General features: G+C 58.4%; 20 protein-coding genes and 1 pseudogene. 17 read left to right on the plus strand and 4 right to left on the minus strand.

Annotation, left to right across the window (positions count from 1 at the left end):
• Positions 1-6 precede the first annotated feature (6 nt).
• Entirely contained in the window at positions 7-897 is an 891-nt protein-coding gene (locus ACT3R4_RS13155; RefSeq protein ID WP_441679289.1) for an NAD-dependent epimerase/dehydratase family protein, read from the minus strand.
• A 279-nt stretch (positions 898-1176) separates the two neighbouring features.
• On the opposite strand from ACT3R4_RS13155, the gene ACT3R4_RS13160 reads away from it, so the two are divergent.
• Entirely contained in the window at positions 1177-1788 is a 612-nt protein-coding gene (locus tag ACT3R4_RS13160; RefSeq protein ID WP_192527669.1) for a Yip1 family protein, read from the plus strand.
• Positions 1789-1863: 75 nt separating this feature from the next.
• Here ACT3R4_RS13160 and ACT3R4_RS13165 read toward each other — a convergent pair whose 3' ends face one another.
• Both ACT3R4_RS13165 and ACT3R4_RS13170 read right to left on the minus strand, forming a co-directional pair.
• Positions 1864-2628 carry an ABC transporter ATP-binding protein gene (locus ACT3R4_RS13165; protein WP_087106105.1) on the minus strand — a complete coding sequence of 255 codons (765 nt, stop codon included), beginning with the start codon at positions 2626-2628 and terminating at the stop codon, positions 1864-1866.
• A complete protein-coding gene (locus ACT3R4_RS13170) occupies positions 2625-3680 on the minus strand; it encodes a FecCD family ABC transporter permease (protein WP_441679290.1) in 1056 nt (351 codons plus the stop codon). Before ACT3R4_RS13170 ends, ACT3R4_RS13165 begins: the two co-directional genes overlap by 4 nt.
• A 407-nt stretch (positions 3681-4087) precedes the next feature.
• Between ACT3R4_RS13170 and ACT3R4_RS13175 the strand changes: the two genes are divergently transcribed.
• The 9 genes from ACT3R4_RS13175 to cobJ are packed head-to-tail and all read left to right on the plus strand — an operon-like array spanning position 4088 to position 15972.
• Positions 4088-5800 (plus strand): AAA family ATPase, encoded by a 1713-nt coding sequence (locus tag ACT3R4_RS13175; RefSeq protein WP_441679306.1) that lies wholly within the window; start codon positions 4088-4090, stop codon positions 5798-5800.
• A complete protein-coding gene (gene cobO, locus ACT3R4_RS13180) occupies positions 5797-6390 on the plus strand; it encodes a cob(I)yrinic acid a,c-diamide adenosyltransferase (RefSeq protein ID WP_441679291.1) in 594 nt (197 codons plus the stop codon). Before ACT3R4_RS13175 ends, cobO begins: the two co-directional genes overlap by 4 nt.
• Positions 6390-7778, plus strand: coding sequence for a cobyrinic acid a,c-diamide synthase CobB (locus ACT3R4_RS13185; protein ID WP_441679292.1), 1389 nt, complete (start codon positions 6390-6392; stop codon positions 7776-7778). Before cobO ends, ACT3R4_RS13185 begins: the two co-directional genes overlap by 1 nt.
• Positions 7765-8877, plus strand: coding sequence for a cobalamin biosynthesis protein CobW (gene cobW, locus ACT3R4_RS13190; protein WP_441679293.1), 1113 nt, complete (start codon positions 7765-7767; stop codon positions 8875-8877). Before ACT3R4_RS13185 ends, cobW begins: the two co-directional genes overlap by 14 nt.
• Positions 8877-12707 (plus strand): cobaltochelatase subunit CobN, encoded by a 3831-nt coding sequence (gene cobN, locus ACT3R4_RS13195; protein WP_441679294.1) that lies wholly within the window; start codon positions 8877-8879, stop codon positions 12705-12707. The genes cobW and cobN overlap by 1 nt, the downstream gene beginning before the upstream one ends.
• Entirely contained in the window at positions 12704-13879 is a 1176-nt protein-coding gene (locus ACT3R4_RS13200; protein ID WP_441679295.1) for a ferredoxin-like domain-containing protein, read from the plus strand. The genes cobN and ACT3R4_RS13200 overlap by 4 nt, the downstream gene beginning before the upstream one ends.
• Positions 13863-14492, plus strand: coding sequence for a precorrin-8X methylmutase (locus ACT3R4_RS13205; RefSeq protein ID WP_441679296.1), 630 nt, complete (start codon positions 13863-13865; stop codon positions 14490-14492). The genes ACT3R4_RS13200 and ACT3R4_RS13205 overlap by 17 nt, the downstream gene beginning before the upstream one ends.
• The gene (locus ACT3R4_RS13210) at positions 14489-15226 is read left to right on the plus strand and encodes a precorrin-2 C(20)-methyltransferase (protein ID WP_441679297.1); all 738 of its coding nucleotides are present in this window, start codon (positions 14489-14491) and stop codon (positions 15224-15226) included. The genes ACT3R4_RS13205 and ACT3R4_RS13210 overlap by 4 nt, the downstream gene beginning before the upstream one ends.
• Positions 15223-15972 (plus strand): precorrin-3B C(17)-methyltransferase, encoded by a 750-nt coding sequence (gene cobJ / locus ACT3R4_RS13215; RefSeq protein WP_441679298.1) that lies wholly within the window; start codon positions 15223-15225, stop codon positions 15970-15972. The genes ACT3R4_RS13210 and cobJ overlap by 4 nt, the downstream gene beginning before the upstream one ends.
• On the opposite strand, the gene ACT3R4_RS13220 is transcribed toward cobJ, so the two are convergent.
• Complete coding sequence (locus ACT3R4_RS13220; protein WP_441679299.1) at positions 15973-16710, minus strand: cobalt-precorrin-6A reductase; 738 nt, start codon at positions 16708-16710, stop codon at positions 15973-15975.
• Here ACT3R4_RS13220 and cbiE point away from each other — a divergent pair.
• From cbiE to ACT3R4_RS13255, 7 genes and pseudogenes are all read left to right on the plus strand, one after another.
• Positions 16709-17917, plus strand: coding sequence for a precorrin-6y C5,15-methyltransferase (decarboxylating) subunit CbiE (cbiE, locus tag ACT3R4_RS13225; RefSeq protein ID WP_441679300.1), 1209 nt, complete (start codon positions 16709-16711; stop codon positions 17915-17917). The genes ACT3R4_RS13220 and cbiE overlap by 2 nt on opposite strands.
• Positions 17914-18321: a cobalamin biosynthesis protein gene (locus tag ACT3R4_RS13230; RefSeq protein WP_441679301.1), complete on the plus strand. Its 408-nt coding sequence runs from the start codon at positions 17914-17916 to the stop codon at positions 18319-18321. The genes cbiE and ACT3R4_RS13230 overlap by 4 nt, the downstream gene beginning before the upstream one ends.
• The gene (gene cobM / locus ACT3R4_RS13235) at positions 18318-19115 is read left to right on the plus strand and encodes a precorrin-4 C(11)-methyltransferase (protein WP_441679302.1); all 798 of its coding nucleotides are present in this window, start codon (positions 18318-18320) and stop codon (positions 19113-19115) included. Before ACT3R4_RS13230 ends, cobM begins: the two co-directional genes overlap by 4 nt.
• Entirely contained in the window at positions 19112-19876 is a 765-nt protein-coding gene (gene cobF / locus ACT3R4_RS13240; protein ID WP_441679303.1) for a precorrin-6A synthase (deacetylating), read from the plus strand. The genes cobM and cobF overlap by 4 nt, the downstream gene beginning before the upstream one ends.
• 70 nt (positions 19877-19946) lie before the next feature.
• On the plus strand, positions 19947-20387 hold the full coding sequence (locus tag ACT3R4_RS13245; protein ID WP_441679304.1) for a YtoQ family protein: 441 nt from the start codon (positions 19947-19949) through the stop codon (positions 20385-20387).
• A gap of 438 nt (positions 20388-20825) precedes the next feature.
• Positions 20826-21227, plus strand: coding sequence for a bleomycin resistance protein (locus tag ACT3R4_RS13250; RefSeq protein WP_441679305.1), 402 nt, complete (start codon positions 20826-20828; stop codon positions 21225-21227).
• A gap of 66 nt (positions 21228-21293) precedes the next feature.
• A pseudogene (locus ACT3R4_RS13255) lies at positions 21294-21527 on the plus strand (YtoQ family protein); the annotation flags it as partial.
• Positions 21528-22017 lie beyond the last annotated feature (490 nt).

Here is a 22017-nt window from a genome sequence, read left to right on the forward strand (position 1 = left end):
CTCAGCTCATTCCCCCAGCTCACCCCTCCAGGAATGGCGCGGTGAGAAACCGACCAAGCGGCGGGCTTTTGCATTGCTGTAAAAAGTCTCAAATTCACCCATTGCCTGCTTGATGGGCACGCCTGGATAGAAGCGTTCCACCACTTGAGCGTTGCTCAATCCTACTGACAGATCATTATTGGCGACGTTAAACACCTCGTAACCCAGGCCGTCTGTTTTCAGGCAGCAGTCGACCATCTGCCCTAAGTCGCGAGCGTCAATGTAAGCGAAAATATTGCGGCGACGCAGTGCCGGGTTGTCCATATAAGCCGGGAAGTTCTGGCGATATTCGTGAGGCTCGATCACGTTATTAATGCGCAGGGCATAAATATCGATGCCCGAGCGCTCCTGGAAAGAGCGTGCGGTTACTTCGTTAACCACCTTGCTCATCGCGTAGCTGTCTTGCGGTACTGTTGGGTGCTCTTCATCTATCGGTAGGTAATCAGGTTGCTTCACTCCGTCGGCAAAGCAAATGCCGTAAGTGGTCTCGCTGGAAGCAAAAATGACTTTGGGAATATCCAGTCGAGTCGCCGCATCCAACACATGGTAGGTACTTAACGTGTTAATGCGGTAGGTTTCGTTGTCCGGCCGGTGGAGAATGGCGGGTATGGCGGCAAAGTGGACGATGGCATCGTAGCGTGGCATGCCGGTACCAGGTTCTAGCTCATCGAAATTGGCATAGGCTTGGCACGCATTAAATACCTGGCCCGCGTCGGTCAAATCGACCTTTAGCGTAGTGATGCCCGGCACGTCGGAAGCTACCCAGTCCAGATTGGTGACGCTGTGGCCTTGGTCGCGAAGGTACGCCGTTACATGACGACCCGCCTTGCCGCTACCACCGGTAAACAAAATGCGCATGTGGATTTTCCGTTTATTGTAAGAGTCCGTTATAAGGACCCACACCTTAGCAAAGAAAGCGTTACACCGCCGAGTTGGTTTTACCACCACACTATGCGCGATGTAGCAGAGCAATTGATGAATTGCAATCGATGGCAAATAGCCTTATCACAGCATAATCATTGTGCTCCATAAATAAGCCTTGTGATCTACACTCAGTTTAAGCTTGGGTATTTGATCGGCGCCTGAGCCTGATGCTTGATCCCAACAGCAGTGCATTTGCATAAACGGGAGGTCGTTATGATCCACCATGTTTGGGGGCTCCTTCATCATCCTGACGCAGAGTGGCATAAGATTAGTGGCGAGCATGAGTCCGTTAGCCATCTCTATGTCCATCATGTCCTTGTTTTGGCGGTTATTCCTGTGGTCTGTGCGCTGATAGGCACGACCCAGATTGGCTGGACCTATGGCGGTAGTGATACCTATAAAGTCTCTATTACAGATGGCCTGGCGCTAGGCGTTGCGTTTTATGCGCTGATGTTAATGGCCGTTGGTGTGGTCGGCAGTGTGATCCACTGGTTAGCCCGCAAGCTGGAGAGTCGCCCTAGCCGCCGCAACTGTATTATTTTCGCGGGGTACATTGGTACACCGATGTTTCTGAGCGGTGTTTTCGCTCTTTATCCGGCTTTGTGGTTTTGCATGCTGGGCTTGGTGATAGGGCTACTTTATAGCGCTTACCTACTCTACAAGGGAACGCCCAGTTTCCTGGGTATTAGCCATAAGCGTGGTTTTATTATATCCACTGCAACGCTATGTATCGGAGTGTTGGTATTAGAAGTGCTGCTTGCGGTGATTGTTCTGCTGTGGAGTATGGGGTCGGAGTACAGTGTGGTGTGGTGGTTTTTTGGATAGAGAGTGCCTATGGGGCAGTTATGACGGCTTAGCCCTGGATTTTAGCGTTTACTGTATGGCTTGTAAGAAAATCTACTAAATAGCGCTTCTAAAACGCATGATCCGTTTGCCGTCAATGGGATCATCCAGCACGTGGGCATACACCCCGAACGTCTCTTGTAAACACTGGGTGGTTAGCACGTCATGTGGTTGGCCGCTGGCAATTAGTCGTCCGCCGTCCATCACGCCAATGCGGTCGCACTCCATGGCCTGGTTAAGGTCGTGCAGGGTGATCACAACGGTAATCGGCAATTGTCTGACCAGCTCAAGAATGGAGAGCTGATGGCGGATATCCAGATGGTTGGTGGGTTCGTCCAGCAGTAGAATTTTTGGTTGCTGGGCCAGTGCCCGGGCAATATGAACGCGCTGGCGCTCACCGCCCGAAAGGGTATGCCAGAGGCGGTCCGCCATGTGCGCCATATCCACGTCATCCAGTGCCTGGCCGACAATCGCATCATCCTCGGCGGACCAGGGGCGCAGCGCGGTGAGAAACGGCGTACGACCCAGTGCAACCACCTGACGCACATGAATTCTATCGGTGGTTTCCGCTTGCTGTTCAACCATCGCGATAGACTGCGCAATATGGCGTTGGCGCATTTTGGCGATCGGCTGGCCGTCCATGTGAACATGGCCTGTTTTGGGTTTGTTTAAACCTGCCAGCAGGCGAAGCAGCGTGGTTTTTCCGGAGCCGTTGGGGCCAATTAAGCCAAAGGTTTGGCCGGGCGCAACGTCCAGGAAAACATCCTTTAAAAGCGTGCGCCCATGCACGCTCCAGCCTAGCTGTTCAGCGGTTAGTTTCATCGGTTCCTCGTGCCGCGAACAAGAATCATCGCAAAGGCCGGCGCGCCGATCAGCGAGGTAATAACCCCAATGGGCAGTACCTGGCCGGGCACCAGGATGCGCGAAAGAATATCCGAGCCAATCAAAAACACGGCGCCAGCAAGTGCTGAAGCGGGCACCAGTCGCGTGTGTTGGGTGCCCACGATAAAACGCATGGCATGGGGAATGACCAAACCGACAAAACCAATAGCGCCCACCATCGACACCATAATGGCTGTCACTAGCGCTACCGCAATAATTAAAAGCCCTCGGGTTGGGCGAACGGCGATGCCCATGGACGCCGCGCTGTCGGCGCCGAAGGTAAAGGCATCCAGTGCGCGGCGGTGCCAAAGGCAAATCAGCAAGCCGCCCAGGGCTGCAGGGAAAGCGATAACGACATCACCCCAGCGCACACCGGAAAGATTGCCCAGTAGCCAGAACAGGATGCCGCGGGCCTGCTCGGCGCTGGCCGACTTGGTAATGATGAAGGCGGTCAGCGCGTTAAACAGTTGAGAGCCTGCAATGCCCGCCAGAATAATGGCCCCGGCGGCTTGGGTGCTGCGCCCACCGCCAGTCCCGCTGCTGGCTGCATGGGCAAGCAGTACCACCAGCCCAAAGGCAAGTACTGCTCCAGCAAACGCCCCAGCAGATAAAGTGAAAGTGCCCGCACCAAGCCCCGCTACGGTAACGGCTACGGCACCGGTTGAAGCCCCGGCAGAAATACCCATCAAGTACGGGTCCGCCAAGGGGTTACGCAGCAACGCTTGAAGCACCACACCGGCCAGCGCCAGCGCGGCGCCGCAACACGCAGCCACAATGGCGCGGCTTAAGCGATAGTTCCAGATAATACCGGCATCAATACGATCAACGGCGTAGTTAGCACCCAGAAGATGATTGGCCAATACTTTGAGAATCGTATCCACGGGAATCGAGGTTTCACCAATCGCCGTGCCGGCGAGCAGTGCTACCAGCAATACCAAGGGGGCAAGCCAAAACCAGTGCGCCTGAGAGCGCGGCGCTTGGGTACTTTGCATCGCAACCGCTTTCATAGCGTAAAAGAGGTAGCAGGTAGGGCGGGGAAGGGCTTCATGGGATGGTGTTCCGGGTGCCGATGGATATAAAACTCGACAGACTGCCGAAGACGTGACGATAAAGCACGAAAAACCTTTGCGATTGATGACTTGCTTAAGCGGGGAGGTGGCTACACCCTGGTGCCATCCTCTATAATGCGCGGTTATTGTAGTCATTTTATCGGCGTTTGGCTCTATCGTTATTCTCTTGTCAGTGATGAATAACTTTCACGTGTGTTGCAGTGTCCATGCGTCACTTAATGTATTAGGTTTACCCGCTTGTAAAGTAGGCGCTTTACTCGCTTGTTAGGGCGCTGAGTAGCGCAATATCTCCTTGTTAAATCAAGTTAATGTTCCTTCTGCCCATGGTGATGCCTGTGGTTGAGTTTCCCTTTACCGCCGTCGTCGGCCAGGCATCGCTTAAAAAAGCGTTGCTTCTGAACGTGATTAACCCGCGCATTGGCGGGGTGCTGATTAGCGGCCCGCGAGGCAGCGCAAAATCGACCCTCGCCCGCGCGTTGGCCGCACTACTTCCAGAATCAGGTCCGGGCGGCACGTCGCCGTTTGTCACGCTGCCGCTGGGCGCCAGCGAAGACCGTCTGACCGGCAGTCTGGACCTGCAAAAGATATTGAACGAGCGTGAAGTTACCTTTCACGAAGGGCTGTTGGCCAAAGCCCATGGCGGCGTTTTGTACGTCGATGAGGTCAATTTGCTCGCCGACATGCTGGTTGATCTGCTGCTGGATGTGGCCGCAAGTGGGGTCAATATCGTCGAGCGCGACGGTATCAGTCACTCCCACGCGGCACATTTTAGCCTGATTGGCACCATGAACCCGGATGAAGGCGAATTACGCCCGCAGTTGCTTGACCGCTTTGGGCTCTGCCTTGAGCAGCCAGCCTCCGTCAGTATTGAAGAACGCATCGCCATCGTGCAGCAACGCGACGCTTTTGATCGTGACCCCGAACGCTTTATCGCCGACTACGCTGATGAGCAGTCAGCCCTGCGTGAACGTATCGAGCAGGCGCGCCGCACGCTTGCTGCCGTTACCGCACCTGACTGGGTTTACGCGCACATCGCCAAGCGCTGTGAAGAGGCAGGCGTTGAAGGCCTGCGTGCCGATGTTACCTGGCACCGCGCCGCCCAGGCCCATGCCGCCTGGCGGGGAAGCGATACGATCACCCAGAACGATGTCGATACCGTTGAGCCTTGGGTACTGGCCCATCGGCGTACGCGTGAAGCACCAACACCGCCGTCTTCTCCACCGCCTTCGTCCACGCCAAATGAAAAGCCTTCTGGCGGTCAGTCGTCTGCTAATGGCTCAGGCGAGCAAGGGCAGTGGGGCGCCATGCCGCCCGTGGCGCAGAATATGCGGGATAGCCAGCCGCTTGATCTCCCCGCGCTACGCTTGGCTCCAGCCACCCACCGGCCTGTGGCTAAGCAGCCGCACTCACAGGGTGGTAGGCGCAAGGGCGATGACTTGGGCCAAGGGCGAACCAGGGCTGCGCTGAGCCCTCGGCCAGACTGGTTCGCCACGCTGGTCGCCAATCGCGGTCAATGGCCTTGGCGGCAGTTGCGTAATCAAAAAGCGCGCACTGGGCAGCCGGTGCTGCATTTGGTGCTGCTGGACACCTCCGGCTCGACGCTGGGTAAGCGCCTGTTGGGCCAAGCCAAGGGCTGGGTCGATAGCCTGACCCGCCAAGCGTACAGCGCGCGCGAGCAGATGGCCGTATTGGGCTTTGGCAACGATGCGGTGACAGCGTTATTCACCCGCCAACGCGCCCCCAAAAGCCTGGAAGCGACGCTGAACAGTGCCGATGGCGGGGGCGGCACGCCACTGCGTAAAGTGGTAGAGGAGGCAGGGCGGTTGATTCGCCAGTGGCAGCGCCGTGAGCCTGGCCTGCATATACGCACTTACTTGATCACCGACGGACGCACCCGCGAATCCGTTGCAGACCTGCCAAAACTTGGCGACTGTGTGGTGATGGATACCGAATACTCATTTGTAAAACGTGGCCAGGCCGTGCGCCTTGCCCAGCAGCTGGGCGCCCACTATTGGGCCCTGCCCACCCAGGAGTCAGCATGAGCGATGGCAATCACCAAAACCGCATGCAGCGCAAAAAAGAGGTGGTCGACGAGCGCATCAGCCGCGCTATTGATGAGCGCGGGGTGTTAATCCTGCTCAAAGGCAACGGCAAGGGTAAAAGCAGCTCGGCGCTCGGTACATTGGCGCGCTCGCTGGGGCATGGTCAGAAAGGCGCGGTCATTCAGTTCATTAAAGGGCGGCGCGAAACCGGTGAATACCTGTTCTTTCGTGACCACCCAAGGCTTGATTGGCACATTATGGGCCAGGGCTTTACCTGGGAAACCCAGGACCGCGAGCGCGATATACAAGCCGCCGAAGCCGCCTGGGAAATCGCCAAGGGCCTGTTGGAAGACCCGGCCTACAACATCATCGTGCTGGACGAAATGAGCTACATGTTCAAGTACGGCTACCTGGACCCGGTGCCGGTGGTCGAGGCACTCAAACGCCGCCCAGCGCATCAGAATGTGATTATTACCGGGCGCACCATGGCGCAGCCGCTTCAGGAAGTAGCAGACACTATCAGCACCGTGCAGGATGAGCGTCACGCGTTTCGCGGCGGCGTTAAAGCCCAGCCGGGGATCGAGTACTGATGAGCACACCTTCCGCCCGCTGCCCCGCGCTGTTTATCTCGGCACCCGCCTCGGGCCAGGGTAAAACCACGGTAACCGCTGGGCTTGCGCGGCTGCTGCGTAATCAGGGCAAGGTGGTGCGGGTATTTAAAACCGGCCCGGACTACCTAGACCCGCAAATACTCGCTCAGGCCTCGGGCCAGCCGGTTGATCAGCTCGACTTATGGATGGCAGGCGAAGCCTACTGCCGCCAGCGCTTTTATGAAGCCGCTGTTGAAGCCGATTTGATTCTGGTGGAAGGCGCCATGGGCCTGTTTGACGGCGAGCCTTCCAGTGCCGACTTGGCCGCGCTGTTCGGCATTCCCATGGCCATCGTGATGGATGTAAAAGGCATGGCTCAAACCGCCGCCGCGCTGGTAACAGGGCTGGCTGGCTTTCGCGACGATATTCATTTCGCCGGGCTGATCGCCAATAACTGTGGCTCGCAGCGCCACCGTGAGCTGATTGAAGGCGCACTGCCTGAAGCCATACCGTTTTTAGCTGCCGTACCACGCGACCCTGAACTGGCACTTCCCGAGCGCCATCTGGGCCTGGTGCAGGCGGAAGAGATTCGCGACGATCTGGAAATTCGCTTTGAAGCCGCCGCGCAGGCGCTGGAAGCCGCAGGCCTGCTGGATGCGCTCGCCACGCTTTCGCCGGTCAGCTTTAGTGCTTCTACTGAGGCGCTTCCCGCTGTGCCGCAAGTGCTAACAGGGCAGACGATAGGCGTAGCCCGCGATGCGGCGTTCAGCTTTATTTATCAGGCCAACCTGGACCTGCTAGCGCAGATGGGCGCGCAGGTGCGCTTTTTCTCGCCGCTGAGCGATGCTGAACTGCCTGAGTGCGATGCCCTTTGGCTACCTGGCGGCTACCCGGAGCTTCACGCGCAGGCGCTTGCGGCGAACAGCGCCATGCGCGATGCCATTAAAGGCTTCTTTAGCGCGGACAAACCCATCCTCGCCGAGTGTGGTGGCATGCTGTATAGCCTGGAAACGTTAACCGACTATGCTGAGAACCCTCACTCCATGCTCGGTTTACTGCCGGGGCACGGTGCCATGCGCGGGCGTCGCGGCTGCCAAGGTATGCAGACTGCTGAGCTGCCCGAAGGGCCGGTTCGCGGCCATGCGCACCATCGCTCGATGGCCGAGCAAACGCCCGAGCCGATTGCTTACGGGCGCCGCCAGCGCCACCCCGCGCCCGGCGAGCCAATTTACCGGGCCGGGCGCCTGACGGCGACCTACTTACACCTGTTTTTCCCAAATAATCCTGCGGCGGTAGCGCGTCTGTTTAGCCACGCTCTTGGCAACGATTCAGCGCAGGCAACGGCCGCAAGCTCCCAAATTAAGGAATCCTCGCATGCAGTTAAATAAAATTCCCGCCACGGTTGTGACCGGTTTTCTGGGCAGCGGCAAGACCACCTTGCTGGCTAATATTCTACGCCAGATTACCGGCAAGCGGATTGCGGTTATCGTCAATGAGTTTGGCGAGCAGGATATCGACTCAAGCCTGCTGCGTAGCTGTGCGCTTGATTGTGACGCAGAAAGTGACGAGGGTGAGCAAATCGCCTCCGGTGAAGACGGCAGCATTTACGAGCTGGCCAATGGCTGCATCTGCTGCACGGTGGAAGAAGAGTTTTTGCCGGTGATGAAACAACTGGTGGCGCGGCGTGATGATATCGACCACATCCTGATCGAAACCAGTGGGCTGGCCTTGCCCAAGCCGCTGGTGCAGGCGTTTAACTGGCCGGAAGTGCGTCAGCACTGCACCGTGGATGCGATTATCACCGTTATCGACGGGCCTGCCGTCGCTGCGGGCCGGTTTGCCAACGATGAAGAAAAAGTTGCCGCCCAGCGGCTGGCCGATGACAGCCTTGATCACGACCCCAGCCTGCGCGAACTGCTGGATGACCAGCTAAGTGCGGCGGATTTAGTGCTGGTCAGTAAAACCGACCTGCTGAACGCTGACGAAAAAGCTCGCGTTGAAGCGCTGGTACAGGCGCGGGTGCCCGCATCGGTCAAAACGCTGTTTATCGACCAAACGCTAGCGACTGACACGGCCCAGCTGGAAGCCCTGATGGGCATAGGCGCGGCCAGTGAAGAGCATATCGACAAGATTACCAACCATCACGACAAGCACCATGCCGAAGGCGCCCACCACGATCACGCCCACGATAACTTTGATTCCTGCGTGATTACGCTGGGCGAAGTCGATGGCGATGAGCTGGCGGCCAAGCTTCAACATCTGCTGAAAACCCAAGAGATCTATCGCGCCAAGGGCTTTGCGGCAATTCCCGGTAAGCCCATGCGCCGAGTCATCCAGGCCGTCGGCGAGCGCCTGGACGGCTATTTTGATCGCCTGTGGGCTCAGGACGAGGCGCGCCAGACTCAGCTGGTGATTATCGGCAAAACGCTGAACAGCGATGAAATTCATAAAGCGCTTGCCAGCGCTGAGAAGCCGGTAAGCGCCTAATGCATCTTTTCGCTGCCAAACCGGGAGGCTTTGTTGATGATGAAGGCATCATCGACCTGCAGCAAAGCCCTGCCGAGGTTGTGATTATGTCCGCCGCCGATAGCAACCTCTCGGCGTTGGCCCAGGCGGTTGATCGCCTGGGCGATGACTACCCCTCGGTGCGGCTGGCGAACTGGATGAACCTGGTGAAACCGGCGGCGTTTGATCTTTACGAAGACCGCGTGCTGGAAAAAGCCCGCTTGGTGGTGGTGTCACTGCTGGGCGGAAAGGGCTATTGGCAATACGGCTACGAACGGCTTCTGGCCTGGGCGGCTGCGAAACCGGAGCGCCAACTGATTCTGGTGCCCGGCTGCGATGCCCCCGATGATGCCCTGCTAGAAGACTCCAGCATTGCCTTTGACGATGCCTACCGCGTATGGCGCTACTTACGCGAAGGTGGCGTGGATAACGCCGAGCAGATGCTTCGATTTATCGCCAATGAATGTTTAGCGCACGAGCATCTGTGGCAAGAGCCTAAAGTGATTCCGGCGGCGGTGATTTACGCGCCTCAAACGAACGGCCAGCAGGCGGTCAGCCTAAGCGAGTGGCGTGACCAGCGTATTGCAGAGCGCCCGGTGTGCCTGCTGCTGTTTTATCGCAGCCACCTGCAGGGCGCGAATACGGCTGTGCTCGACGGCATGATCGACGCGCTGAAAGCCGAAGGGCTTGAGCCGTTAGCCGTCGCGGTGGCCTCTTTAAAAGAAGGTCCCTGCATCGCGTTTGCCAATCACCTCATTGAGCAAACCGGCGCCATGCTGGTGGTCAATACCACCAGCTTTTCGGTAAACCGTACCGCCGATGACGCCAATGCAGCAGATGAGCTGGGCAGCCATCTTCATGAGAGCCTTTTTGTCGGGCGGCCGGTGGTGCTTCAGGCGATACTCGCCAGCAGTACGGAGGATGACTGGCAGGGCATGGCCGCCGGGCTGCATAGCCGCGATGTCGCCATGCAGGTAGTGCTACCCGAAATGGACGGGAGAATTATCACCCGCGCCGTCGGGTTTAAAGCCGAAGCGCACTATAACGCTCGCGCCCAGCTCTCTGTCACGCACCACACGCTGCACCCAGAACGTGCTGCCTTTGTGGCCAAACTGGCCCGGCGCTTTTGCGCGCTACGCCAAACGCCCAATGCCCAAAAGCGCATCGCACTGATTATGGCCAACTACCCCAATCGCGATGGGCGTATCGGTAACGGAGTAGGGCTGGATACACCGGCCTCTACGCTGCAAATTTTAAACGCCCTGAAAGGTGCCGGTTATCCGCTAAGCCAATTGCCGGAAAGCGGCGATGCGCTGATTCGCCTGCTCCAGGACACCGTTACTAACGATCATGACAGTCTGGATCAACGCGCCTGCTGGCAAAGCATCAGTGTTGAGGATTATCTGGCCTGGTTTCAAACCCTGCCCGCCGCGCTTCAAAAAACGATATGGACCCGCTGGGGCGCGCCACAAGACGACCCCAAATGCCGCCAGGGGCGGCTAATGATTTCAGGCATCCGCTTGGGCGAAACCTTTGTGGGTATTCAGCCGGAGCGCGACTTTATTGATGACCTGACCCAGTCCTACCACGATATGGAGCTGGCGCCGCCGCATAGCTACCTGGCGTTTTATCTCTGGCTGCGCGAGCACTATCAGGTCGAGGCGGTTATTCATGTGGGCAAGCACGGCAATCTGGAATGGTTGCCGGGTAAAAGCACCGCGCTAAGCGCCGAATGCTGGCCGGATATTGCGCTCGGGCCGATGCCGCATTTCTACCCGTTTATTGTTAATGACCCCGGCGAAGGCGCTCAGGCCAAGCGCAGAAGCCAAGCGGTAATTATCGACCACTTGATGCCGCCGCTGGCGCGCGCCGAACTTTACGGCCCCATGGCTGAGCTTGAAGCGCTTACCGATGAGTATTATCAGGCGCTGGATATGGACCCGCGTCGCGAAGCGCTGATTCGAGAACAGATATTGGCCCACTTGCGGGCAACCGGCATCGATCAGGAACTTGCCCACGCGGTGAATAGCAGCTGCGACAGCGAAATTCTCAATGAGCTGGACACGTTTCTGTGCGATATCAAGGAAGCTCAGATTCGCCACGGCCTGCACATACTGGGCACGCTGCCGCCCGAGGAAAAACGCGCGGCCACGCTGGTAGCACTGCTAAGGCTGCCGCGTGGTGAAGCGGTGGCAAGCCGCGGTTTGCTGCACAATCTGGCCGCTGACTTGGTGCTGGGTGAGGACTTCGACCCGCTGGCGGCGGGCAGCGAGCCTTGGCTTGGCCCTAAACCGGCCGTGCTTGCAGGCAAACTAACGGCTGCATGGCGAACCGGCGCCGATACCCGCGAGCGGCTGGAGCTGCTCGGTGAAGAGCTGGTGGCCGACTATGTGTTGGCCCAGGGTAATTTGGCTGCGCTTGCCCAAACGTATCCTGCCACGGCCGAACAGCTTACGTTTGCCCGCGAGCAGCTGTGGGCCGCCATGCAGCAGGGCGTAAAGATGGAGATTGGCTCGCTGCTGGATGGGCTTGAGGGGATTTTCGTACCCGCCGGGCCGAGTGGTGCACCCAGCCGAGGGCGGTTGGATACGCTGCCCACTGGGCGCAACTTTTTCAGCGTGGATAACCGCTCAATCCCATCGCCTGCCGCCTGGACGCTGGGTGAAAAGTCCGCTCAGGCATTTGTCGAACGCTATCTGCAGGATCACGGCGACTACCCGCGCCGTTTGGGGCTCTCCATTTGGGGGACCGCGACCATGCGCACCGGCGGCGACGATATCGCCCAGGCCTTTGCGCTGATGGGCGTGCGGCCCAAGTGGTCATTGGGTTCTCAGCGGGTGATCGATTTTGAAGTGATCCCCTCAATGCTGCTTAACCGCCCACGGGTAGATGTCACGCTGCGCGTATCCGGATTCTTTCGTGATGCCTTCCCCAATGTGATTCGCCTGTTTGATGCCGCCGTGCAAGCGGTTGCCAACTATGCAGAGCCGGGGGATAGCAACACCATTCGCGCCGCCGTGCTTGATCGCCAGCACGCGCTTGAAGCCCAAGGGTTAAGTGCCGAAATGGCTGCACAGGAAGCGAGCTACCGTATTTTTGGCAGCAAGCCCGGCGAGTATGGCGCAGGCCTGAACCGGCTGATTGAAAACCGTAGTTGGGGCGATGCCGATGACCTGGCTGAGGCCTATTTGGGTACCGGCGCCTACGCTTACGGGCAGTTTGCGGATTCCGGCACCGCTGCACGCGGCGCCTTTGAGCAGCAGATTAAAGGGCTGGATGCGGTAATGCAGAATCAGGATAACCGTGAGCACGATATCCTCGATTCCAACAGCTACTACGCCTTTCAGGGCGGCATGGCCAACGCTACGCGCGCGCTGAGCGGTCAGGCGCCGGAGATTTATCACGCCGACCACGCCAACCCCGCCGTACCCAAAATTCGTACGCTCAAAGAGGAGCTTGCCCGGGTCATTCGCTCGCGCGTGTTGAACCCCAAGTGGATCAACGCCATGCGCGAACACGGCTACAAGGGCGCGTTTGAAATGGCCGCCACGGTCGACTACCTGTTTGCTTACGACGCCACCACGGACCTGGTTGCGGATTACCAGTACGCCCAGGTGAGCGAAGCGCTGGTGCTGGATGAGGCTAATCAGCAGTTTTTACGTGAGCATAATCCGGCAGCGCTTGAAGAGATGGCCGAGCGACTGTTGGAAGCCGCCCAGCGCGGCATGTGGCAGGAACCCGGCGAGCACGGCGATGCACTGCAAGACCTGCTGCTGGAAATGGACGAAGCCCAGGAAACTGCCAGTTTATGAGCACTAGTCCGCTAATCAAAGGCTGGTGCCCAAGCGCCTGGCGGCCCATGGAAACTGGCGACGGTTGGTTAGTACGCGTGCGCCCGCCACTTGGCCAGCTTTCCCAAGCGCAGGCACTCGCGCTGTGCGACGCAGCGGAAACCTATGGCAACGGGCTGATTGAGTTAACCAGCCGAGCCAATATTCAGCTGCGCGGCGTTACGGAAGCCACATGGCCGCCGCTAATGGATTTTTTGGTCGCGCACGAATTGGTCAGCGCGGACCCTACCATTGAGCAGCACCCCCAGTGCCTGCTGGCGCCCGGCTGGCAGGCGGGCGATGACACGCATCAACTTGCCTGCTTATTACAGGCGAGAGGCAGCGAACTGGCCGCGATGCCCAGCAAAGTCGGTATTGCGATTGATGCAGGTGAATTAGCGGTATTGGGAGATACCGCCGCTGATTTTCGAGTTGAGCGGGCAATCGACGGCGGGCTGATAGTGCGCGCCGAAGGCCATGCCTGCGGTACCCCGGTGGGCTCTATTGAGGCGGCCTTTGAGCATTTAATACGCCTGACGCACTGGTTTGTAGAAAGCGGCGGAAATGACGCCGGGCGGATGCAGCGGCATAAAGTGCCGCTTCCCGCGTGGTCACCTGCTAAAATGCGCCCCGCGAGCGCTTGTGCCATGGTGAATGCAACGCAGGGCGCGGTACTGGCGCTTGGCAAGTATCAAGCGGGCATGGTTTACGGGCTGCCGTTTGGGCGCGCAACCGCTGCTGCATTGCGAGCGTCCGTAACGCCCGCGGCGGTGAGTCATGTACGCGTAACGCCGTGGAGACGTTTATGGGTCAAGGGCGCAAGCGGGCCGGTTGAAGGCTTAATCAGCGATAACCAGGATACGCGCTTATTGATGGATGCCTGCCCCGGCGCGCCTTACTGCGCTCAGGCAAGCGTTGCTACCCAGCCGCTGGCTAAACGTGTAGCGCCCGACGTTAAAAGACACAGCGTTCATATATCCGGCTGCGCCAAGGGGTGCGCCCGCCGTTCATCGGCCGACGTGTGCCTGGTCGGTCAGGCAGGCCGATTTAATCTTATTGTTAAGGGTGATGCCCAGAGCACGCCCGTTAAGATAGGCCTCACCGAGACTGAGGTCGTCGAATATTTGGAGAGTTTGGGTGCCCTATACGTATGAAACAAGCGGCCCGGCGATTTACCGGGAATCCTTCGCGATTATCCGCAGCGAGGCCGACCTTGCGCGCTTTTCTGCTGAGGAAGAGACCGTTGCCGTGCGCATGATTCACGCCGCCGGGCTTGTCGAGTTGGCCGCGCATATTCACTTTCAAAATGACGCGGTCAATAAAGCGCGTTCAGCACTCGAATGCGGCGCGCCAATTCTTTGTGATGCACGCATGGTTTCTGAAGGCATCACCCGCAAGCGGCTGCCAGCCAATAACGAGATTATTTGCACCCTGAACGATGAGCGCACACCACACCTCGCCCAGGAAATGGCGAACACCCGTTCGGCTGCAGCGCTTGAACTATGGCGCCCGCACCTGGCAGGCGCCGTGGTCGCGATTGGTAACGCACCCACCGCGCTGTTTCATCTTTTGAACATGTTGGAAGACCCGAGCTGCCCGCGCCCGGCGGCAGTAATCGGCTGCCCGGTAGGCTTTGTAGGCGCCGCTGAATCCAAGGAAGCGCTATGGGCGACGCCCGCCATTCCCAGCTGCATCGTTCGTGGCCGCTTGGGCGGAAGCGCGGTGACGGTCGCGGCCATTAACGCCATGGCGGATCGCGTCGAATGACTCAGGCATCCACACAGGGCACGGTTTACGGTGTTGGCCTGGGGCCGGGCAGCCAGGACTTGATGAGCGTGCGCGCCGACCGGCTGATTCGCGGCGCCACGCATGTTGCCTATTTTCGTAAAAAGGGCCGCAAGGGCCATGCGCGCAGCATTGTTGAAGGGCTGTTAGCTCCCGGCATCATTGAGTTGCCGATGGAGTACCCGGTCACCACAGAGATTCCTTTCGACGACCCGCAGTACAACGCGCTGCTCTCGCAGTTCTATTCGCGATGCGTGGCCCAACTGATCGAGATAGCTAACGCCGGTGACAACGTGGTGGTGCTCTGCGAAGGCGACCCGTTCTTCTACGGCTCGTTTATGCACCTGTATACGCGCCTGCTCAACCAGGTGCCGGTGTCGGTAGTGCCGGGGATTACCGGTATGTCCGCCGCCTGGACGGCGACCGCGCAGCCCATCACTTGGGGCGACGATATCCTGACTGTGCTGATGGGTACACTGCCTGAAGAGATGCTCGCCAAACATATCGCCGACACCGATGCACTGGTGGTCATGAAGATTGGGCGTAATCTAAACAAGCTGCGCCGGGCGCTTAAACAAGCGGGCCGGGAAGACCAGGCGTGGTTGATTGAGTACGCTGCCATGGAGCAGCAGCGCGTGCTGCCGTTGGTAGACGTTGGCGAGAGCGTACCTTACTTCTCGATAGTGCTGATTCACGGTAACGGGAGGCGCCCATGAGCGGCTGGCTAAAAATTGTCGGCCTGGGCCCAGGTGCGGAGGCGATGATTACCCCGGAAGTCTCCGCCGCGCTTTTGGATGCCACCGACGTTGTCGGCTATGTGCCTTACGTTAACCGCGTAGCACCGCGGGAAGGGCTTACGCGCCACAGCTCGGATAACCGCGAAGAGATTCGCCGCGCCGAGCAGGCCCTACAGCTGGCGCTTGAAGGCCACCGAGTCGTGGTGGTTTCCTCCGGCGACCCCGGCGTTTTTGCCATGGCCTCGGCGGTGTTTGAAGCGCTGGAAGCGGGCGATGCCGCGTGGCGCGCACTGGATATTCAGGTGCTGCCGGGTATTTCGGCTATGCTCGCGGCCAGCGCCCGTGCGGGCGCGCCGCTGGGCCACGACTTCTGCTGCATCAATTTATCCGACAATTTGAAGCCCTGGGCGCTGATCGAAAAGCGCCTGCGTTTGGCCGTTGAAGCCGATTTTGCGATGGCGTTTTATAATCCGCGCTCAAAATCGCGCCCGGTAGGGTTTGAACGCACGTTGGAGGTGTTGCGCGAGGCGTGCGAACCCGAACGGTTGATCATCTTCGCCCGCGCGGTTTCCACGCCGGAAGAGTCAATCCGCGTAACGGCCTTAAAAGATGCCACCCCGGAAATGGCCGATATGCGCACACTGGTGATTGTCGGTTCAAAACAGACGCGGTTAATTGAGCGAGATGGTGAGCCGTTGGTTTATACGCCGCGTTCAGCGCTTTGATCAAGAGCGATCATTAAGCCAGGCAAGCACCTCATCAACGCTATGCACTTCATGGCGAGCGGGCAGCGCCGGGCGGTCAATCATGATAACTGGCACGCCGAGCGCGCGGGCGGCGCCAAGTTTGGAAACAGCACCTTCGCCACCAGCGTTTTTGCACACGATGCGCTCGATACGTTGGGTTTTGAGTAGCGCTAAATCGCCCTCCAGCGTGAACGGGCCTCTATCCACCGTGGTGGTGAAGTGGGCAAGCGGCGGCGGGGCGGTTGGCTCGTCGACCAAACGCAGCACATAGTGGTGTTGAGGCTGCACAGCAAACGCGGCCAGGTGCATGCGGCCAATCGCAAGCAGCACGCGCTGGGGCGGGCCTTCGAGGGCGCTAACCGCCTCTTCGACACTTGCCACGTGTTGCCAGTTATCGTGAGTGGTGGGTGCCCAGGCGGGGCGGGTCAGAGCAATCGCCGGTACGCCGGTTTGCTGGGCGGCGGCCAACACGTTATGGCTCATCTGTGTGGCAAACGGGTGGGTTGCATCAATAATATGGGTGATGCGCTGTTGGGTAATAAAAGCCGCCAAACCGTCGGCGCCGCCGAAACCGCCCACGCGGGTGGGCAGCGGCTGCGCTTTAGGCGCGTTAACGCGGCCCGCATAGCTGAACATGGCTGGGATACCGCGCTGGCTAACGGCGCTGGCCAAAGCGCTTGCTTCACTCGTACCCCCAAGAATCAGGACGTTTATCATGGCTTTAGTTAACAAGGCTCCGTGGCTCACACTGTTAGGTTGGGGGGAGAGTGGCACAGCGGGCCTGACAGCGGCAAGCCGTGAGCAGCTTGAACGTGCCGAAATCGTGTTCGGCGCCCGCCGCCATCTGCGGCTTCTTCCTCCGTTAAACGCGGATATTCGCGAGTGGCCGGTGCCGTTTCTTGATGGCATCCCCGCACTTCTCAACGAGCGCGGCCGCCGGGTAGTCATGCTGGTTTCCGGCGACCCGTTCTGGTTTGGGGCAGGCACTAGCCTGGCGCGCCACTTGGAGGCCAGCGAATGGATCGCCGTGCCATCGCCCTCGACCTTTAGCTTGGCGGCGGCCCGGCTGGGCTGGCCGCTTGAGCGCTGCACCTGCCTGGGCCTGCACGCCAAACCGCTTACCCGCATTCGACCCTACCTGCAAAGCGGTCAGCGCTTGCTAGTGCTGTTACGCGATGGCAGCGCGGTAGCTGAATTGGCCGCGCTGGTGAAAACATTCGGCTTTGGGGATTCCCAACTAAACGTGCTGGAAGCTCTGGGCGGTGAAGATGAGCGCATCCGCACGCTGCGCATGGACGACACGTTACCCGACGATATCGCCCATCCGGTGGCGGTCGGCATCGAAGTCGCGGGCAGCGGCCCCGCAATTCCCTTAACGCCTGGCCTGGCCGATAGCTTTTTTGAGCACGATGGGCAGATCACCAAGCAAGCCGTGCGTAGCTTAACGCTTTGTGCACTTGCCCCCCAGCCCGGCGACCGGCTGTGGGATATCGGCACTGGCTCTGGCTCTATCGCCATTGAGTGGCTGCTGGCCCACCCGGATAATCAGGCCATCGGCTTTGAGCAGCATCCGGAGCGCGCCGCCCGGGCGCGGCGTAATGCAGAAAGCCTCGGCGTTGACTGGCTGGAGGTAAACGAAGGCCGCGCACCGGAGGTGCTTGAGAAGGCGCCGCTGCCCGATGCGGTGTTTATCGGCGGCGGGCTTTCCCTGGCGCTGCTGGACGCTTTATGGCAGGTGTTGCCCAACGGCACGCGGGTAGTAGCCAATGCGGTCACGCTGGAATCCGAAGCGTTGCTGGCGCACTGGCAGCAACAGGCGGGTGGCGAGCTGCTACGACTGGAGCTTGCCCACGCCGCACCCATGGGCACCCGCCGGGGCTGGAGAGCCAGCTACCCGATTGTGCAGTGGCGTGGCGTTCGATGATCAAGCAAACAGTGACTAAGCAGGCGCTGAAAGTCGCAGGGTTCGGCTTTCGCCAGCAGGCAACGCTTGAATCACTGGAACAGGCGCTGGATCAACTGATTGCTGAGTACGGCCCTGTCGACCAGTTGGCGGCAACGCACAGTATGCTGCCACTGGTTGAAGCGCTGGGCAGCGCCCGCAACATTTCGGTAATAAGCGTGGCGGATGCAGAGTTGGTCAGCGTTACCACGCTGACCCATTCCGCCTACAGCCTGCGCGAAAAAGGCACCGGCAGCGTGGCGGAGGCCGTAGCGCTTCTGGCCGCAGGCAGCGGGGCGCGGCTTTTAGGCCCACGCACAGTTTCAAACGATAGAAAGGCCACGGCCGCGGTGGCCACCACAGCGGCGCAAGGAGTTGGATTATGACGGTTCATTTTATTGGCGCAGGCCCCGGCGCGCCGGATTTATTGACGCTGCGCGGGCGCGATTTAATTGCCGCCTGCCCGGTGTGCCTGTATGCGGGTTCACTGGTGCCCGAGCAAATTCTTGGGCACTGCCCAGAAGGCGCCCGCATCATCAACACCGCGCCGCTGTCACTCGATGAGATTATCCAGGAAATTCAAACCGCCCACGCCGCAGGCCAGGATATCGCCCGGCTGCACTCGGGTGATTTATCAGTGTGGTCCGCGATGGGCGAACAGCTGCGCCGCCTGCGCGAGCTTGATATTCCCTACAGCGTCACCCCCGGCGTGCCTTCCTTTGCGGCGGCGGCGGCAACGCTCGGCCAGGAACTAACGCTTCCCGGCGTAGCGCAATCCGTGGTGCTGACCCGCACCCCGGGCCGGGCAAGCGCAATGCCGGAAAACGAGACGCTGGCCAACTTCGCTCGCACGGGCGCCACGCTTGCCATTCACCTCTCCATTCACAATCTGGCCCAGGTGGTGGAAAGCCTGACGCCCCATTACGGTGAAGAGTGCCCGGTAGCGATTGTATGGCGAGCCAGCTGGACGGATGAGCACGTGGTGCGCGGGCGCTTATCGACGGTGGAATCCTTAATCGACCACACACTCCAGCGCACGGCGCTGATTCTGGTAGGGCCGGTACTCGAATCCGACGACTTCCATGAAAGCAGCCTGTACGCGATAGGCTACGACCGGCGCTTTCGCCCGCAGTCCGCCGATTCGCCGTTTGCCAGCAGCGATGAAGAGGGCAGCGCATGATCACGCTCTCGCTGATCGGCATTGGCACCGGCAACGTCGACCACGTAACGCTCGCGGCGGTTCGCGCCCTCAACGAGGCCGAAGTGATTCTGCTGCCGCGCAAGGGCGAAGCGAAATCAGACCTTATCGACCTGCGCCGCGTACTCTGTGGCCAGCTGCTTGATGAAGCGGCCAATACCCGCATCGTTGAGTTCGATTTACCCACCCGCGACGGCGAACGCCAGTACCTAAGCGCAGTAGACGAGTGGCATAACGCCATTGCCAACGTATGGGCAGAAATGATGGATAAGCACCTGCCAAACGGTGGCCACGTCGGCATGCTGGTATGGGGCGACCCCTCGCTTTACGACAGCAGCCTGCGCATCGCCAAGCGCCTGACGGATAGCGGCCGTGCGGTTGAGGTCAAGGTAGTACCCGGCATCACCAGCCTGCAAGTGCTCACCGCCGAGCATAAAATCCCGCTTAACGCGCTCGCCGAACCCATCCAGATCACCACCGGCCGCCGCCTGCGTGAACGCGGCTGGCCCAGCGATGCCGCTACGGTGGCCGTGATGCTCGACAGCGGCGGGGCGTTTACCACGCTGCCACAAGCTGATACTTACATTTGGTGGGGCGCGTACCTGGGCATGGATAAGCAGTGCCTGATCAAAGGCCCGTTAAGCGAAGTAAGCGACGAGGTTGTTGAGCGCCGTGGCGCGCTGCGTGAAATTCACGGCTGGATTATGGATATTTATCTGCTGGCCAGACAGCCTCTGCTATAGTGCTGGTATTAATATGGAATGATTTTCCATAAAATAGCGCTACTGACCAACTAACCTTTGAGGAATGACCATGAGCTTTTACGTCTACCTTTCCGGCGAGATCCACACCGACTGGCGCGACGAGATTCAGCGCGGCGCAGAAGCCGCAGGCCTGGACATCGTCTTTACTGCCCCCGTAACCGAACACGACGCCAGTGACGCCGCAGGCGACCACTTGGGTGAGCAGAGCAACCAATTCTGGCGTGACCACCAGTCTTCCAAGGTCAACGCCATCCGCACCCGCACACTGATCGAACAGTCTGATCTGGTCGTCGTGCGCTTCGGCGACAAGTACAAGCAGTGGAATGCCGCGTTTGATGCAGGCTACTGCGCCGCACTCGCCAAGCCCTATATCACTTTGCACTCTGAGGATATCGTTCATCCGCTGAAGGAAGTGGATGCCGGTGCACAAGCCTGGTGCACCACCACCGAGCAGGTCGTTGAAACCCTCAAGTACGTGCTGAAAGATTAACGCATGCCACTCCCCTGCAGGCCAAGCCTGGCCTGCAGCCCTCTTTCTTGGGGCTGCTAAAGGCTGGTTTTTGTGGGAGATCGCTTCAGCGCGCGAAAGACCCGCCCCAAGAATCATCACAAGTAGCGTGGCGTAACGTTTGGCGAGCCACGAGCCAATAAGGCACCCGCGCAGGGCAGCTTCAGCAGTCCTGGTGGCGTCACGGCTTTTCCTCACACCAAACGGCAACTCTCCTGAAGTGCTGAACAACCCACATCGAAATCTTCTTCACGATGTATCGTTAATGAGTGTCATCAAACCTACACGTGGCTGAAGATATACTTTGAATAAAGTATGGTTGAAAAGATTAAGCCCATTTTGCATTTGAATAATAGGCGTGATGAATAATAACCAACTGTTATATAGAAAATAATCACCGCTATATGAATATGGAAATATATGAGTTTTAAAGTAGTTCCGGAGATTTATTGTACAGATATTGCTGAAAGCATGTCTTATTTCACCCAAGTCTTGGGTTTTACAATCAAGTACGAGCGGCCAGATGAACACTTTGCGTACCTTTCTCGCGATGGTGTTGATTTAATGCTGGAAGGATTGTCAGGCGATAGTCGAAAGTGGATAACAGGTGAGCTTAATACCCCTTTTGGTCGTGGTATTAACTTTCAATGGGATGTTTTAAATATTGATAAACTCTATTCAGAAGTTATTGTTAAGTCTCCAGATTCAATTTACCTTGCTTTAGAGTCAAAAAATTACCAAGTTGGCAATGAGTTCGTAACGCAAAAGCAATTTATTGTTCAGGTGCCCGACGGTTATTTATTCAGGTTCTGCGAAGATTAACCTTGGATTAAAATAAAATAACAAAGCGTTTAAGAGCGATTCTAAACGCGTGCTATTTCCGCTTGCACCCGCACGCTGATCGAGCAAAGCGATTTAGTCGTGGTACGCTTCGGCGATAAGTATAAGCAGTGGAACGCTGCGTTTGATGCGGGCTACTGCTCCGCACTCGCCAAGCCCTACATCACACTGCACTCTGAGGATATTGTTCACCCGCTGAAAGAAGTGGACGCCGGTGCGCAGGCCTGGAGCACCACCACCGAGCAGGTCGTTGAAACCCTCAAGTACGTGCTCAAAGCCTAACGCAAGCCACCACTTTGCAGGCCGACTTGGCCTGCAGCCCTCTTTGTTGGGGCTGCTAAAGGTTGGTTTTGTGGGAGCCCGCTTCAGCGCGCGAAAGGCCCCGCCCCAAGAATCATCACAAGTAGCGTGGCGTAACGTTTGGCGAGGTACGAGCCAATAAGGCACCCGCGAAGGCAGCGTAGCTGCCCAGGATAAGCCACCACACCAGACCCCACCCGGTTTTGTGGGAGCCCGCTTAAGCGCGATGATCACGCTACTTGGATCAAAGCCCCAGCAAATCCTATGGCTGCATATGGCCATCAAATTTCCACGTGACCTAAGCAAAATTTACCAATAAAGTATGATTGAATAGAGCAAAACGAGCGGTCATGCGAATTTTGGATAAGCAGCCAAAATTTTCTTTGCTAGCAATAAAATCAATGAGGTAGATTTGGTGTGGTCGGCTAGATAACCTCAATGAACGCGCTGGCGCGTTCATTGAGGTTATGCC

Source organism: Halomonas sp. AOP7-E1-9, from assembly GCF_052376035.1.
GTDB classification, from domain to species: domain Bacteria; phylum Pseudomonadota; class Gammaproteobacteria; order Pseudomonadales; family Halomonadaceae; genus Vreelandella; species Vreelandella citrativorans.